The 16,298-nt window shown below is 42.8% G+C and carries 15 protein-coding genes; 5 read left to right on the forward strand and 10 right to left on the reverse strand.

Annotation, left to right across the window (positions count from 1 at the left end; all coding sequences use genetic code 11):
- Window positions 1-7 precede the first annotated feature (7 nt).
- The 5 genes from BLU33_RS07020 to acpS all read right to left on the reverse strand — a co-directional run bounded on the left by BLU33_RS07020 (window position 8) and on the right by acpS (window position 4,475).
- Window positions 8-430 carry a 3-hydroxyacyl-ACP dehydratase gene (locus BLU33_RS07020; protein WP_091370691.1) on the reverse strand — a complete coding sequence of 141 codons (423 nt, stop codon included), beginning with the start codon at window positions 428-430 and terminating at the stop codon, window positions 8-10.
- A gap of 3 nt (window positions 431-433) precedes the next feature.
- Complete coding sequence (fabG, locus tag BLU33_RS07025) at window positions 434-1,162, reverse strand: 3-oxoacyl-ACP reductase FabG (protein ID WP_091370693.1); 729 nt, start codon at window positions 1,160-1,162, stop codon at window positions 434-436.
- Window positions 1,159-2,709: an HAL/PAL/TAL family ammonia-lyase gene (locus tag BLU33_RS07030; protein WP_091370694.1), complete on the reverse strand. Its 1,551-nt coding sequence runs from the start codon at window positions 2,707-2,709 to the stop codon at window positions 1,159-1,161. Before BLU33_RS07030 ends, fabG begins: the two co-directional genes overlap by 4 nt.
- A 93-nt stretch (window positions 2,710-2,802) precedes the next feature.
- Window positions 2,803-4,101 (reverse strand): phenylacetate--CoA ligase family protein, encoded by a 1,299-nt coding sequence (locus BLU33_RS07035; protein ID WP_091370696.1) that lies wholly within the window; start codon window positions 4,099-4,101, stop codon window positions 2,803-2,805.
- On the reverse strand, window positions 4,098-4,475 hold the full coding sequence (acpS, locus tag BLU33_RS07040) for a holo-ACP synthase (RefSeq protein ID WP_091370698.1): 378 nt from the start codon (window positions 4,473-4,475) through the stop codon (window positions 4,098-4,100). Before acpS ends, BLU33_RS07035 begins: the two co-directional genes overlap by 4 nt.
- Window positions 4,476-4,602: 127 nt before the next feature.
- Between acpS and BLU33_RS07045 the strand changes: the two genes are divergently transcribed.
- A complete protein-coding gene (locus BLU33_RS07045; RefSeq protein WP_091370700.1) occupies window positions 4,603-5,526 on the forward strand; it encodes an alpha/beta hydrolase in 924 nt (307 codons plus the stop codon).
- 822 nt (window positions 5,527-6,348) lie between these two features.
- Here the strand turns inward: BLU33_RS07045 and BLU33_RS07050 are convergent.
- The 3 genes from BLU33_RS07050 to BLU33_RS07060 form a co-directional block, all read right to left on the reverse strand.
- Window positions 6,349-7,011, reverse strand: coding sequence for an HAD family hydrolase (locus BLU33_RS07050; protein WP_091370702.1), 663 nt, complete (start codon window positions 7,009-7,011; stop codon window positions 6,349-6,351).
- Window positions 7,012-7,100: 89 nt separating this feature from the next.
- Complete coding sequence (locus tag BLU33_RS07055; protein WP_091370704.1) at window positions 7,101-7,625, reverse strand: DinB family protein; 525 nt, start codon at window positions 7,623-7,625, stop codon at window positions 7,101-7,103.
- 8 nt (window positions 7,626-7,633) lie between these two features.
- On the reverse strand, window positions 7,634-8,503 hold the full coding sequence (locus tag BLU33_RS07060; protein ID WP_091370706.1) for a YitT family protein: 870 nt from the start codon (window positions 8,501-8,503) through the stop codon (window positions 7,634-7,636).
- A gap of 315 nt (window positions 8,504-8,818) precedes the next feature.
- Here BLU33_RS07060 and BLU33_RS07065 point away from each other — a divergent pair, with 315 nt between their 5' ends.
- From BLU33_RS07065 to BLU33_RS07080, 4 genes are all read left to right on the forward strand, one after another.
- A complete protein-coding gene (locus BLU33_RS07065) occupies window positions 8,819-10,132 on the forward strand; it encodes a sensor histidine kinase (protein ID WP_091370708.1) in 1,314 nt (437 codons plus the stop codon).
- Window positions 10,133-10,253: 121 nt separating this feature from the next.
- The gene (locus BLU33_RS07070; protein ID WP_091370710.1) at window positions 10,254-10,655 is read left to right on the forward strand and encodes a response regulator; all 402 of its coding nucleotides are present in this window, start codon (window positions 10,254-10,256) and stop codon (window positions 10,653-10,655) included.
- Window positions 10,633-11,676 carry an adenylate/guanylate cyclase domain-containing protein gene (locus tag BLU33_RS07075; RefSeq protein WP_197684576.1) on the forward strand — a complete coding sequence of 348 codons (1,044 nt, stop codon included), beginning with the start codon at window positions 10,633-10,635 and terminating at the stop codon, window positions 11,674-11,676. Before BLU33_RS07070 ends, BLU33_RS07075 begins: the two co-directional genes overlap by 23 nt.
- Window positions 11,677-12,063: 387 nt before the next feature.
- Entirely contained in the window at window positions 12,064-12,969 is a 906-nt protein-coding gene (locus BLU33_RS07080) for a GH25 family lysozyme (protein WP_232009410.1), read from the forward strand.
- A gap of 39 nt (window positions 12,970-13,008) precedes the next feature.
- Here the strand turns inward: BLU33_RS07080 and BLU33_RS07085 are convergent, their stop codons facing one another.
- On the reverse strand, window positions 13,009-13,725 hold the full coding sequence (locus BLU33_RS07085) for a DUF4397 domain-containing protein (protein ID WP_091370714.1): 717 nt from the start codon (window positions 13,723-13,725) through the stop codon (window positions 13,009-13,011).
- Between the two features lie 146 nt (window positions 13,726-13,871).
- Entirely contained in the window at window positions 13,872-16,256 is a 2,385-nt protein-coding gene (locus BLU33_RS07090; protein WP_091370716.1) for a hypothetical protein, read from the reverse strand.
- Between the last annotated feature and the right edge of the window lie 42 nt (window positions 16,257-16,298).

The following is a 16,298-nucleotide window of genomic DNA, read 5'->3' on the forward strand; positions in this document are numbered from 1 at the left end:
ATATAAATTATTCGTTAACAGTAAATACTTTCATTTCGCACTGGGCCAGTAATTGATCATTGTGCCAAACTTTACCCGCTATAACGGTCACATCAAAAATGGTATCAATTATGGTGATCTCGGTTATCAATTCATCGCCCGCCTTTGGCAAACCGAAGATCTCCAGATCCTTTACCGCACCTATATAACCCAGTTTTACGGGTTTGTTTTCGGTATGTGCCAAATATCCTGCTCTTAGGGCGGCGGTTTGGGCAATGTTCTCTAATAATCCTGCTTCCTGAAAATGGCCATCCTTTACAAAAATAGTATCGGCCTTAATCGCAAAACTGCTTTGTGTAGTATCATCATCCACAAAAAGCAGCTGATCAACCATCACAAAAGGAGGTTTTTGTGGTATTAAAGGGATAATATCTTCAACAGGGAAAATCATAAGCTATGAATACAGTCCGCCGTTAATGGACAATACTTGTGCCGTAATATATGCCGCCTCCGGCGATGCCAGAAACGCCGCCGCATGTGCCACTTCTTCGGGTAACCCAAAGCGTTTTACGGGGATGATCGATTTTAGTTCTTTTTCGTCAAGCCCGTCGGTCATATCAGTCTTTATAAAACCGGGAGCAAGGGCATTTACAGTGATTCCTTGTCGGCCAACTTCCTGTGCCAACGCCTTTGTAGCGCCAATTACACCGGCTTTAGCGGCTGAGTAGTTTGTTTGCCCTGCTAATCCTTTTATACCGGAGAGCGATACCACGTTTACAATGCGTCCGTATTTGCGTTGCAGCATACTGTTTAAAACCAGCCGGGTAACATAAAAAAAGCTGTCGAGATTGGTTTTTATTACGTTATCCCATTGCTCTTCGGCCATCCAGGCCATCAGGCTGTCATCACGGATACCGGCATTGTTTACCAGCACTTCAATGTATTTTCCTTCGTTGGCGTCAATCCAGCCGCCGAGTGTTTGTTTTATCTGGTCCTTATCGGCCACATCAAATTGCAGCAGTTCGCCATTGCCGCCGGCTTCTTTTATCAGCGCGATGGTTTTATCAGCTTCTGTAGTATTGCTTTTGTAGTTCACCAAAATATAGTAGCCGAGAGCTGCCATTTTGATGCAGATAGCCCTGCCAATCCCACGTGAGCCGCCGGTGATCAGTGCGCATTTCATTTTGCGAAAGCTTTGATATGTTCCGAACTTTCTAAAAACTCCTTCACGTTTTTCAAATCTTTATATTTAGGCTGATCCTGCACAAATTTAGGGAAAATTGCTCTTGCCTTGTCGTATAATGAGCGTGAAGTAGAAGATAGCCTGTCCTGACATTCCAAATAATCGATAGCCTGTAAAATGGTCATTAATTGAATAGCCAACACCTCAAATGAGTTATCAACCACACGCTTGGTCATCAGCGCGGCATTGCAGCCCATGCTTACAATGTCCTGGTTATCATTATTATTCGGTATGCTGTGTACATACATCGGGAACGATAAGGTTTGATTTTCAGCCACCGTTGATGTTGCCGTAAACTGCATACCCTGCATCCCGAAGTTAAAGCCTAATACACCCAGATTTACAAATGGAGGCAGTTTTTGGTTCAGCTTGTTATTCAGCAGGTAGTTTAACTGCCTTTCTGATAGCATGGAAAGTTTGGTGATAGCGATCTTCAGCTTGTCCATTTCCAAGGATACATAATCACCATGGAAATTACCACCGTGGAAAATGTTGTGATTCTCGTGATCGATAACCGGGTTATCATTAACTGAGTTGATCTCGTTCACTACCACTTCTTCAGCCTGAATTATGGTATCATATATCGGCCCCAAAACCTGTGTGACGCAGCGCAGGGAATAGTATTCCTGTACTTTGTCCTCAAAAACTTCCTGGTCCAGGTTGTCCGGATTATATAAATGCTCGGAGCGGTCGCGGATCATGTGGCTGTCCTTCAAAATATCGCGCATCAACGATGCTATTTTGTTCTGGCCCTTGTGCAGCTTTACCGCGTTCAGTTCCTGTGAGTAATGATCGTCAAATGCTTCAACTATCTCATTGATCATGGCTGAAAACATCAGCGACCAGTTCAACAGTTTCTGGGCCTGTATAATATTCAGCATGCCGATACCTGTCATAGCCGAAGTGCCATTCAGGATAGCCAAACCTTCACGGATATGAATGGAAAGCGGTTTGATATTAAAGCGGTTAAAGATGTCGGTAGTTGGGTGAACAACATTTTCGAAAATCACCTCGCCCTCGCCAATTAAAACCAGGCCTAAATGAGCTAATTGCACTAAATCACCGCTGGCACCCACACCGCCATGCTCATAAATGCAGGGACTGATATTGTTATTGATGAGTTCCTTTAACAGCTCAATCACCTCGGTATGTACACCCGAATAAGCCTGCATAAAGCTATTTAACCGGGCCACCATTAAGGCTTTCGACAGATCAGCGCTCATTAACTTGCCGCTGCCGGATGAGTGGCTGCGGATGAGGTTATATTGCAGTTGCAGAATGTTATCTTCGGTCACCTTGTATTGCGCCATCGGCCCAAAACCAGTGTTGATGCCATAAATGAGCTTATTGGATGAGAACTTTTTAAGAAATTCAAAATTGGTTTTAACCTTGGCTACAGCGGCTTCATTTAAAGCAACCGGCTGGTTATTGAATAATATTTCAGAAAAATCTTCGAGCGTAAGCGGGCTTTGTCCAACAAGTATCACGGGCAAATTATTGTATAAAAAGATGAATAAATATTAAGGGGTAAATGTATAAATTAAATACAAAACGGTTTAACACAAAAAGACGCTAAGTGTTTACGCTCTTTTATCAATAAACTTAATTGCTTTCCGGCTGGCTTCACTGAATTGCATTTTCTGTATGGCTTCGGTAGTCAGGTATTTAATATGCGGACTCACCCTTAGCCTTGCCTGCAAATAGGCCCGGATGCGGTGGTCACATTCTTCGCTGATCTCTGATGGTACGATATAGATCAGCACCTGGTCGAGCCCGATCTCATTGGAGTAAACCTCGATCACAAAATCCAGGATCTCTTCACGCTCGTTCAGCAGGTCGAACAGGGCGGGAGGGTACAAGGTAGTTCCCTTGAACTTGATCATCTGCTTTTTACGCCCCATGATGGGCGACAGGCGCAAACTTGTCCTTCCGCAGGCGCAGGGCTCATCATAATACATACAGATATCGCCTGTTTTATAGCGCAGGAGAGGCATGCCTTCAACGCCGAGGGTGGTGATGGTTACTTCGCCGGGGGTACCGGGAGCAACTTGCTCATTATTCTCATCCAATAGTTCAACAATTACCAGTTCAGGCTGATAATGCCCGCCTTTGCCTTCTTTGCACTCCGTAAACGCGGTTTGCATTTCGGTGGAGGCATAGGTGGAGTAGAGCTGGATATCCCAGGCTTCGGTTATCTTCCGCCCTAAAATATTAAGGGAGAAATCGGTATTGCGGATATTTTCGCCTATACAAATGGCCTTTTTAACCGAGGTTTCGTGTATGTTAATGCCGGTATCCTTGGCGTATTGTATCAGCTTCAGTATAAACGATGGCACGGCCACAATAGCCGTTGGTTTCAAGCGCTTAATGGTTTCCCATTGTAGCGAGGGTACACCCGGACCCAACCTGATGATACCGGCCCCCAACTTGCGGATACCCAGGTAATAAGCGATCCCCGCCATAAACTGCCTGTCGAGTGTAAGCATCAGCTGATAAGTGTCAGCTGATGAGCCATCAGCACATTGAAATGAGCTGTACTCATTATAAGCTAATCGTTGCAGGTCGTTTTCAGTAAGGGCTATGGTAACCGGACTGCCCAGTGTGCCTGATGTTGAAGTATATTCTATCACCTTTTCTGCAGGAACGCACAGGAAATCATTATTGCGCTGTTGCAAATCGTCTTTTGTAGTAGTGGGTATTTTGGACAGATCAGCAACAGTTTTTATATCGGCGATATTGATGTTATGCTTCGCGAATAACTCCTTATAAAACGGCGAATTTTGAGCGACATATAGCAAAAGTTCCTGTAATTTCTGTTCCTGCATGGCCGCTGTCTGCTCAATTTTTTGCTGAACTTTTTCCTGTAAAAATGCTCTCATTTCTTCTCTATAATTACTACTGCCGAAGCCGTTGCCTTTAGGTGTGTTAGTGATACCGAAACAGCGCTGAATTCCATCAGGTCAATAACGGTTGCTGTGGCTCCGGTAAACTTAAATTCGGGTTTACCGGTCGCGGTATGTACTATCTCTATTTCGTTAAATGCCGTTCCCTCCAGCCAGCCTGTGCCTAATGCTTTATAAAAGGCTTCCTTAGCGGCAAAGCGGGCGGCATAGTATTCAAATTTGTTGGTCATTGATTCACAGTAAGCTATTTCATCTGCCGAGAATATCAGCTCCCTGAAACCGCTTTCCTTGTTGATCTTCTCCGCTATCCTATCCACCTCAATCATATCAATACCTAAACCTGCTATCATGTTTTTTGAAGGGCATATGCCAGCTTCAAATTTAGTAAAATTTAGCTATCGGCCCCATCAAATCGAACTTGCTTCAAACATCTGCTATGCCTGTTTGTAACGTATATTCAATATCAACAAATTAATAATGCTCGAAAGACTATCTGTTTTCATTCTCCTATTTTGCTTTGCGATAGCAACAAAAGCACAAAGCCAACACCGGTATAAGGACATGATCTTTACGGAAACCACCGTTGATATCGATCAAAGCTATAACCCCGCCGCAACTAAAGACGAAAAGAAAGCCTATTTGTTTGACCTCTATCAACCCAAAGGCGACGATGCCCGTCATCGTCCACTCATTATCTGGATGCATGGTGGTGGTTTCAAGTTTGGTTCAAAGGATGCCAAAGGTGTTGCCCTGTGGAGTAAGACATTTGCGCAGCGCGGTTATGTTTGTGCCAATATCAATTATCGCCTGAGCAAGAAGAACCCTTTATTCCATTTTGATGAGTTGGTAAAAAGCAGTTATTATGCCGTGCAGGATGTGAAGATTGCCGTTGAATACTTTAAGCACAATGCTGCCCGCTATGGTATCGACCCGGATAAGATCGTCCTGGCTGGTAACTCGGCAGGAGGGATGATCGCATTGCAAGCCGCCTATAGCAGCAATGAGGAGTTGGCCAAACTGGCTGGTTTATCAAACGATACTGCCGCCATCAACAAACCACAGGAACGTGTTAAAGTAGCAGCAGTCATTAACTTTTGGGGAGCTATTTATAATCTTGATTGGCTTAAAAACGTACAGGTACCCATTGTTTCAGTATTAGGTAGTAATGATGGCGTAGTGCCGCCAACCCACAAAAGCGCGCCCTTATATGGTGGCGAAGATATCCATGCCAAAGCAGATTCTCTTGGCATCCCTAACGAGCTAAAGGTATTCGAGGGATATTCGCATGAGCTGCAAAAGCACTTTAACCCGGTGTTCCCGGTAGGTGAGGATACTGAAAAACGCTGGCTGCAGGCTGGGCAGTTCGCTGCCGACTTCCTTTATAACACGCTGTTCAAATAAGTAGCTGTGCCGCGGGACAGGTGAAACAGGTGGCACAAGCGGCACACTCTGTTATTTGCTTCTAATTGTATATCAGTTTGTTATGTCTGAAATTGTCGTCGGTTGGGTATCTGGTATTCGATTTGTAAAAACATTTCATCAGCTTTTTATGTTGATGAACCAGTATTTACCTATTTTTCAACCATGAAATATATAAAAATTGCCCTTATTGTTCTACTGTCGACCGCAGGTTTGCAGTTTGCGCATGCAAAGGCCACAGCAGCTATACAGTTGCCGCCGCCACCGCCACGTCCTCCGGGTCCACGCCCGCCGGGTCCGCCGCATTTTCGCCATTATCATCACCGCTATCATCACCGTCACAGAATTCATATTCATTTGCCGCCGCCTCCACCACGGCCGCCGCGCCCATAATATTGCAAACAAAAAAGCCACGATATCGTGGCTTTTTTGTTTGCTGGTCATTTTGCTGTGCGTCATTTCGCTACGCTGTCATTAGCAATTTGTCATTTCGACCGGAGGGAGAAATCTTCTGCGGTATCAATGGCGGCTATGCAATGCGAAGAAGTTTTCTCTCTCCGGTCGAAATGACATTGGGGGGAAGGTATAATCTGCTATTATCACATTTTAGCGCAAGTCTTGTGGGTTTGGCTGTGGGTTGATGACTTGTGCTTTAACAACTAAAGCACAAGTCATCCGCGCTAATTCCCTTTGCACAAGACTTGCGCTATTGGGGGTTGATGACTTGTGCTTGAACAGTTAAAGCACAAGTCATCCGCGCTAATCCCTCTGCACAAGACTTGTGCTATGGTAGGATATTAGAAGTTATCCTAACAATGTCTTAAAAAAATCACCGGTATAATCCGCCGCGTAATGTACAATGTTATCTAAATAGCTAAACTCATCGGCTTGGTGGGTGGTGGTCAATACCACGCATTTCATATTAGCGTTCATGGCTGTTTCTGCGCCTTTGGGTGTATCCTCAAAAACAAGGCAGTCAGTTGGGTTTACCTGTAAAAGGTTAGCCGCATTCAAAAAAGTTTCGGGGTTTGGTTTGCTCAGCTTAACATCATCCGCGCTAACTATCGCCTTAAAATAATGCTGTAGGTTTAAATTATCAAGCACAAAATTTATGTTGAACGGTATCGCCGCCGAACCTATCGCCATTGGGATATTCCGCTCATATGCGGCATCTAACAGTTCCTTCAATCCCGGCAGGAGCGCCAAATGAGGTGAAAATTCCTTTTGATAACCCCTTTCCTTTTCAATAGATAACTCATCCATTTCAGCCTGCGTAAACCTGTCTGGTCCGAATACCCTTACCAGCACTTCCTGGTTTTTGCCATACATTTCCTTCTTTACATCGGCCCAGCTCAGGTTTGCGCCTAAATCATTATTAAACAATTGCTGCCATGCACGGGTATGAAATTCCATATCGTTTATCATGGTGCCATTCAGATCGAAAATGAGTGCTTTGGGAATAGTCATATAGCTTTTTTTGCCGCAAAAATAATTTTTTAGCCTTTATTGTTGGTGTAAATTTGGTCATAATGCAAATAAGGGACGGGAGTGGTCGCTTATTGTCCAAGATATTTTTCCTTTATCAACTTGCAATGATGCAGGTTATGCCCAACTGTAAACCAGCCCAAACTTCGCGCGGTATAGGTGGGCGTGACCGGGAAATTCTTAAAATCCAGCATTTCATTGCTCATGCCTTTAAAAAGAGTTATTGTGGCGTTCCTTACGGCTAAATAATCATCGGTTATATTCGTAAAAGAGCGCTTGCTTACATTAAAATCTTTGGCATAGTTTTCTCCCATGGGTATTTCCAGATGAACATTGGTTTGCCGCGAATAGCAAAAAGCTTTGTAAGCATAATAGCGTTCCTCATCAGCCAAATGGATAAAAGCCTGTTTTATAGTCCACTTACCTTCAGCATAGGCAAAATCCTCCTTTTCAGCAGGTATAGTGCTTATCAATTCCAAGGTATATTGTTTGCTGTTTTCCAGGGCTTCCAACAGGTCATCGCCGGGTGCCAGATCAAAGAAATAGCCATACCAGGCGGGAGCATCGTCTGAATTTGGCCGACCTATCCTTATCATAATTTTTATTAATGTCTTGCTCTTTTCTTCAACACGCCGCCTGCGGCCTCTTTAATGGTACTTGTGAAAACAAAGGCCTTAGGGTCAATGTCATGCACCAGGTTGCGCAGGCGCCTAACCTCTAAACGGGTTACTACAGTAAAAATAATATCTACAGGCTGACTAACATCAAAGCTATCCTTTAAAAAGCCGCGCTCGCCTTTGTAAACAGTTATGCCTTTGCCCATGGTAAGTACGAGTTGCTCCTTTATAGCAGCATTCTCGCCCGATATAATCGTTACACCGGTATATTCCTCCAAGCCCTCTATTACAAAGTTTATGGTGCGCGATGCTGTGTAATAAGTAAGTATAGAGTATAATGCTGTAGGCAGACCAAGTTTTATAGCAGCTATTAAAAATATGATAATGTTTATGCCTAATATAATCTCACTTATAGTAAAGCTGATGCGTTTACCTGTGTACAGGGCCAAAACCTCAATACCATCAAGTGCGCAGCCACCCCTTATGGCCAGCCCAACGCCTATACCCATAAACACCCCGCCGAAGATGGATACCAACAGTTTATCCGATGTCATTGCGGGATAAGGCATATAAAGCAGGCATAAGCCCAATCCAATAACCGCCGCAACGGTTTTAAAGGCAAAGGTTTTATTGATCTGAAAAGCCCCCATCACAATAAATGGGATATTGGCTATAATAATTACATAAGCAATATTTATGTGGTACAATTCGTGTACCAGCAGAGATATACCGGTAACACCGCCATCAAAAAAGTTGTTAGGCACTAAAAAGCTCTTTAGGGCAAACCCGCTGAACAGGATACCTGTAATGGTATAAATGGTATCGGTTAGCCAATGCGGCAGTTGTAACCTTTTCATTTGTAGGATAAAGGATCGTTAGATGTTTTAAATAGGTGCAGGCCAGATGCGGGCAACACTATTTTTCGCTAATATATTAAATGTTTTATACTGATGCGTGGCGCAAGTGGCTGTTTTTTGGAAATTTTAAGGTACGTTTTGTTTTACAGTGCTTTGCAGCACCACAGATTTGTTTATTAATGTTAAAATTGGTTACTTAAACAAATATTGCAAACAGAACATCCTTCATGAAAAGTCACTGTTGCTTACTATCCCTGTTTAAGCCAAATAGCAGGATCATTACAAATACATTATATTAGCTAAAAATATTAAGGCATGCAATTCTTTTACTACCTCGCCGCTTTTTTACTCGTCAACCGTTTAGGTAAATCGCTTAAATACACACCTCTGGCTCTTAAATGGAAGACCATGATTTCCTACGGGCAATGGGGAGTGCTCATTGTTGGTATAATGTGTTCTGTTTATGTGGGCGATTGGGATTGGGCTAAAGACATATTAGGGAGCGGCGTATTATTGGGTATAGTTTTATTCATTGATAGAGAGGCTGATTTTAAGCATTTTAAGTCGTATTCGTTTGCACATTACCCCTTAATTGCGGTAGGTTTTATAACTGGACTAACTGAACTGATTGCAGAGGATTTTTATGAGAAACATGACGAATACTTTGTAGTTGCCACCGTAGCTGCTTTTATATGGATCTTTGGCAGATGGGCAACATCTAAAAAGCAACAGGAAGAAATAAGAATAGTAGGCGCCCGCAACGCTGAACTGGATATGCTGGTAGCTCAGCGTACCCAGGAGCTCACCAATCAAAAAAATGAATTGGAGAAAACGGTTAGCCTGCTGCAAACTACACAGGAGCAACTGATCCAGTCCGAAAAATTAGCCTCATTGGGTGAGCTTACTGCCGGCATAGCCCATGAAATACAAAACCCGCTAAACTTTGTAAATAATTTCTCAGAGGTAAGTGTTGAACTGCTTGATGAAATGGAGCAGGAGCTAAATGATGGCAATATGGAAGAAGTTATTGCCATTGCCAATGACATTAAACAAAACCTGGAGAAGATACGCCATCACGGGCAGCGTGCCGATAATATTGTGAAGAGCATGCTACAGCATAGCCGCGCCAGTACAGGGCAAAAGGAGCCTACAGACATTAATGCGCTGGCCGATGAGTATTTCCGCCTGTCGTACCACGGCCTAAGGGCAAAGGATAAATCATTTAATGCCGAGCTGGTAACAGATTTTGATGCCACTCTGCCTAAGGTAAATGTGTTACAGCAGGATCTGGGCCGTGTATTGCTCAACCTGTATAATAATGCCTTTTATGCGGTGCAGCAAAAGCAAAAAACAGCCACGAGTGATTACAAGCCTATAGTAAAGGTGAGTACGGCAGTCGTGAATAAATCACTGCAAATAAAGGTTGAAGATAACGGTATAGGTATTCCTGATGCGGTTAAAGATAAAATTCTGCAGCCATTCTTTACCACCAAGCCTACCGGCGAGGGAACAGGGTTAGGCCTGTCGCTCAGTTATGATATTGTGGCAAAAGGGCATGGCGGTAAAATTGATATCGACTCCAAAGAGGGAGAGTATACAAAGTTCATAGTTATCTTGCCAATTAGCTGAAAGTGTTTGTTTCAGCTCGCTGTAACTCTTCTGTATTGATGTGAACGCTAATGAAAATGACTATACGTTGTTCACAATTTCAATTCCTGTATAGGTTTAATTAGTTATATTAGCCATTCATATGAAGATATTAGTAGTAGATGATGAGGCCGATGTTCAGCCACTTTTTTTACAACGTTTCCGCAAGGAGATACGGAACCACGAGCTCGAATTTGATTTTGCGCTCTCAGGCGAGGCCGCTTTGGATTACCTGCGGGAAAAGCATTCCGAAGTAGTGCTCATCCTGTCGGATATAAATATGCCCGGCATGAGCGGTATTGATCTGCTGACAAGGATACGCCATGACTATAATTCGCCGCCACCGCCGGTTGTAATGATGATAACCGCTTACGGCGATGAGGAGAATCACAGGCAGGCTATGCAAAATGGTGCCAATGATTTTTTAACCAAGCCGCTTGATTTTAATCTTTTAAAAGAAAAACTTAAAACCCTTACCGATAATGGCCAAGATATTGGTAGTTGATGATGAAGCTGATCTTGAATTATTAGTAAAACAAAAGTTCCGCCGCAAGATCAGGGAAAATATATATGAATTTGTTTTCGCCCAAAACGGCGAGGAAGCACTGGTAAAAGTAAAGGAACACCCCGACCTGGATATTATACTGAGCGATATAAATATGCCGGTTATGGATGGCCTTACGCTGTTAAGCCGTTTGCCCGAAGCTAACCCCATGATTAAAGCTGTGGTAGTATCGGCCTATGGTGATATGCAAAACATCCGCACAGCCATGAACAGGGGGGCATTTGATTTTGTAGTAAAACCTGTTGATTTTGAAGATCTTGACCTCACTATGGAGAAAACTATACTGCATGTAAAACAATTACAGGAAACTATAAAGGCCATTAAGGAGAACAACATACTAAAAATGTATGTAGATGAAAATGTGCTCAACTTTATGACCCACCGTGAGTTTGAAACCAGCCTGCTGAATAATGAGGTAGTTGAAGCCACCGTAATGTTTATTGATATCTGCGGCTTTACTGCTATTACTGAGCAGGTTGCCGCAAATGCCGTAGTAACCTTACTTAATGGTTTGTTTGATAAAATAGTTAAAGAGATAATTACCCAGGGCGGTCATGTGGATAAGTTTATGGGCGATGCGGTAATGGCCGTTTTTAGGGGTGATTTTCACCTCGACAGGGCTATTGACGCAGCTCTGGCTGTACGGGAGCAGTTAAAAAATATTGATGAAATAAAAGCGGGCGACAAAACTTATAAACCAGAAGTATCCGTAGGTATAAACTCGGGTGAGATGGTATCAGGTAATATCGGTTCCGCCTCCTTAAAACGTTTGGATTATACGGTAATAGGTGATGCCGTTAACCTGGCCCAGCGCCTGCAATCAGTTGCAAAAGCCGGGCAGATCATTATCACAGAGGAAACCTATCACAAAGCCAAAGAATCATTCAGCTGTGAAAAAATTGGTGAGGTTACCCTGAAAAACAAATCCAAGCCGGTTACCATTTACCAGGTATTGGAGTAAAAGCATTACAAAGAATTTCTTCTTAAATTCCCTCCCCATGGGGCTACTGTGAGTACACATCTTTTATAGTTAAATCATATAAAAAGCGCTGTCATTTCGAACGATAGAGAGAAATCTTCTTCGGTTTGCAAAGCGGTTATGCAAGGTGCAGAAGATTTCTCTTTCGCGCCACCCATTTTTAGCGCAAGTCTTGTGCAATCGGCTATGAAGTGGCTGACTTGTGCTTTCCAATATGCCAGAAAGCACAAGTCAGCCAGCGTTTGTTCCCCAACACAAGACTTGCGCTAAAAGGGGAGTGTGGTATCCTGTGCAATGGCAGGGAGGAGTATTTGCGCTAAAATTAATCTGAAACCCTAACCCAAATAGAACTTTCATTACCTTTGCTGCGTGGCGACCCCTAAAAAACCTGTATCAAAAAAGCCTGTTGCTGAAAAACTGATTACAGGAAGATCTGTTCCGAAAAAAACTGTTACAAGGAAACCTGCTGCCAAAAAGAAGGCCGGTAATTCTAATACAACATGGAAAATTGCAATAGCAGGCCTGTTAATCATCCTGTTATCGCCGTTTTATTATGGGTATGTGCTCAAAATGTTCTCATCAACCTGGCAATGGTTCATGGATACCGGCGAGAATCCGTATTACCGTGTTTATAAGAGCTTTAATATCCGAATCCCTAATAAGTACCAGGTGCATGGCATTGATGTCTCCTACGCACAGGGAAAGATAAACTGGCCAAAGGTTAAGGCCATGGAAGAGGATAGCGTACACGTAAGCTTCGCGTTTATTAAAGCAAGCGAGGGTTTACTCAAGGTTGATCCCTATTTTAAGCGTAACTGGCGCGAAGCGCCAAAAGCTGGGATTACTTGTGGCCCGTATCATTTTTTTCGCTCAAACAAAAACGGATTATGGCAGGCGCGTTTCTTTCTGCAAAATTTTACCCTTGAGGCCGGCGATCTGCCACCTGTTGTTGATATTGAAACCCTTGACGGCGTTAAGCCCGAAGCCATGCGAAAGGAGCTGCAGGCGTTTTTAACTTATGTTGAGGTACATGCAAAGGTAAAACCACTCATATATACCACCTTAAGTTTTTATGCTGATTATATGGCGGGATATTTTGATAATTATCACTTGTGGATAGCCCATTATAACCAGCAGGACCTTACCGTAGGCCCGGCTAACTGGCTGTTTTGGCAACACTCCGATAAAGCCAGCATCAACGGCATTTACCACGCTGTTGATTTTGACGCATTTAAAGGTGATAGCCTGGCATTTACCAAACTATTAGTTCCGTAAATAGCAGGCTATCAATTCTTTTTTGAGTATCAGCTTAATTTAGAAAGCAGCATTTTGCATAGCACCAACGCTAAGCGGGGTAGTGCCGGTCGCACCTGGAACACCATAAAGCCAGATGGTATAAGCAGCATCTGCTGCAAGCGTAATATTAGGCAGGGTAGCCAGCACAGTACTTGTACCTGCCTGGAGCACCTGTAAAGTATCATTTGTCATAACCGGGGCAGGAACGAATTTTGTATAGCCTTTGTAACTTACATTGCTTATCAGTACCGTTCCTTTTTTAACAACCACATCAACCGCTGGCGCATTTGCGCTTGCATTTACAAAACGGATAGATGAGTTATTTGATCCGGGTGGATTTAAGGTATCAGCCAGTAAAATAAAATCAGGCGTTTTTATAGAATTGGCAAGTAACAATGTATAATAATGGTTTGCAGTTAAGGTTACATTATCAGTAGCAAGTTTGGTACTTGTACCGTTTGAATTGAAACTAAAAGCTACGTTGCCAGCATATGAATTAAAATAGGCTAGTCCACTGCCATAATTAATGGCGGTTGTGTTCAGCACGGTGCTGTTTTCATAAAAATCAAGCAAGGGTGCATCCGGCGATGCGTCAATAACCGCCAATACAGCCACGGGGGTATTTGTTTGGCTATTATTTGGAGTTTTTGTACATGATGAAAATGTTACAGCCAATATCATCACCAGCCCTAAAGTAACATACCACCTTTTTGAATTTTGTAAATTATTTTGCATAGTATTTAATTTAAATTGGATGCTCCTTAGCTATACTTACAGCCAGGTTAATCATTACTTACAACGTAAAAAATTGCTGGTTCGTATTATAGCCTGGGCAAATAACAAAAAATCAGGTTGATAGGCAAAGATAAAGTATACAGTTGCTATTTTACAACGCTAAATGTAAAGATGCTGCTACCTGCCTCACCATTGGCTGTTAAACCCTGTATTACGCCGATATACTGACCTGTTTTATCAGAGGTATAAAAACTGAGGCTGTTTTTACCTTTCAAGCCCGTGGTTATATAAGGTGCCCAGTAAAGTACATTCCTGAAATCGGGTATGCGGCTGGCATAAGCTTTTTCGGTATCATATGCCGGTGCGTAAAACTCACGCTGTAGTTCAAGGCCTTCATAATCAAGCACCACCGCGTGCGGGTCAATCTCTACACCGCCAAGGTCGCCTTTATAGGTTGTAAAACTAAATATCCCTTCCTCAACTGATGGCCCCCAATAATAAGTAAATGGCATATCTTCCAGCTTGCGTATTTTAAGCGGATCGGCTGCGAATAACTTATCGACATCAAAAAATGGTATCCCATCTATCAGTATCATTGGGTCGGTATCACTTAAATAAGAGGGGTTATTAGCATTTAGAACCTTTATGTGGAAATGATTTTTAGGGTGGATTATATTCCCTTCGCTTACATACTCGCGCATTACCTCTTCCATTGTTGTAAAGCGGGTATAGTTATCTAAAAGATAGGTTTTGTAAGGTATGCCGAAAAACGCGCTGCTATCAATATGCGGGTCATAAAATTGCCTTAATTTGGTGCTGCTATAAATGTTTTGCACCTGCATGCCCAGGCTTTGATCTTCAATAGCAGTTTGCATACCGGCGCTGATGTTTAGATGCGGTAACGCTGTTTTAGCATATTGTTCCGAAAACGGATTGGCTATGTCAATACGGTAATTGGTATCAACCCGCGTATTGGTTTGAACCACTATTTCGCCCGGGCCATAGAAATTCTTCATGTTGAATAGCAAATGCCCAAGCGAATCACTGTAGGAGGTATACATTTGCACCTTTTTACCCGGAATAGCCAGGTAGGTCATGATGCTTTTTGCGGGAGTATTAGTTAGCGTGCTGGTTATTTTCGCCAGGATAATTGGTCCGTTAAATTCAGGCAGAAAGCTGAATTCAGGTTGTTTGCTATTTAAAATGTCTTTCCAGTCAAATCTTCTCCAGCCCTGTGTAAGCATCAGGTTATCAATTGCCTCATCTGTTTCAGCACTCTTAAAATAATAATCCGGCGATTCTATATTTCCTTTCAGATCGGAGCTCAACCATAAATAATTCTGTATGTTTTCCTGATCGGGATGTTGTAATGAATCAAGCCGGTAAACAGCTAACGACAGGCCGGCAACTACCGGGTTACTGTTGCCATTCTTAGCGTCAATGGCAATATTTACCTTTTTTCGTGTATTGTATTCCTGCTGATCGGCTGCGGCGCTAATCATTAGCTTTTTAGCCGGGCGTTTAAAGTATAACCTTTCACATACCGGCTGCCGTTCATTATTAAAAACGGTTAGCTGTGATATGCCATCACCCAATTTACTTTTATCGACATTAAATGCAGCACTGCCATTACTAACCGTTGCAGACTCAATCACCTTAACCGAGCCACGGGTATGCGCAAAAAGGTAAACAGTTGGGGTGGTTAGGGTTGTATTAACAGCAACCGCTAACGATCCGCTACCATTATCCTTTACGCTCATTACATAGCCATTCTCATTTATAGCCGGCAGGTCTTTTTGAATGGTTTTGCCTGCTATTTTTATAATGGCATGGTAGGTGGTGTGGTTATCAGGCTTTAAGGTAAAATGACCCATGCCAAACTTGTATGGCGTAAAGCGGACTACAGTATCATTGTTTTTATCAAGTATGGCGCCGGTAAAATTTACGCCTTTGCCCCATTGGTCGCTTACCTTAAAACCTACTACACTGGCAATACCGTTAAGCAGATTACCGCCTTCGGGGAAGAATTGTGCATCATAGTCGGGAGTAGCTTTAGCTTCAACATCAGGGGATTTTAGTGGATTTATAATGAGCAGCCTTTTATAAAAGTAATAATCCGGGCTAAAATTTTTCATCCAGTTGGTATAAGCCCTTAGTGTAAAATTACCTGTTGCCAGTGTTACAGGTATAAAAAGCGAGCCGCTGCCTGCGCCATTATCCAGGGCTATTTTTGCCTGCATAACCGCGTTTTGGTTGTTGTCTAAAACTTCAACATACGCTACCTTACTTAAATCTACAGGCTTGTGGTTTATGCCATCAACATAATATAGTTTAAACCATATCAGCTCACCGGCAGTGTAGGCGTTTTTATCGGTATGCACATACAGCTTTTCCTGTAGGGTATTGGAGTTATATTGATTGAAATTATTTTGCACATCGGGCAATGCGGCAGGGGCCTGGGAATAGCCTGCCGTTATGGATAATAACAGTAATGAAAATAAGCAAATGATATTTCTTATATGTTTTCTCATCGTTTGTTCAACTCAATAATTGCGATCATATTTTTGCACGAT

The organism is Mucilaginibacter mallensis (assembly GCF_900105165.1).
In the GTDB taxonomy this organism is placed as follows: Bacteria; Bacteroidota; Bacteroidia; order Sphingobacteriales; family Sphingobacteriaceae; genus Mucilaginibacter; species Mucilaginibacter mallensis.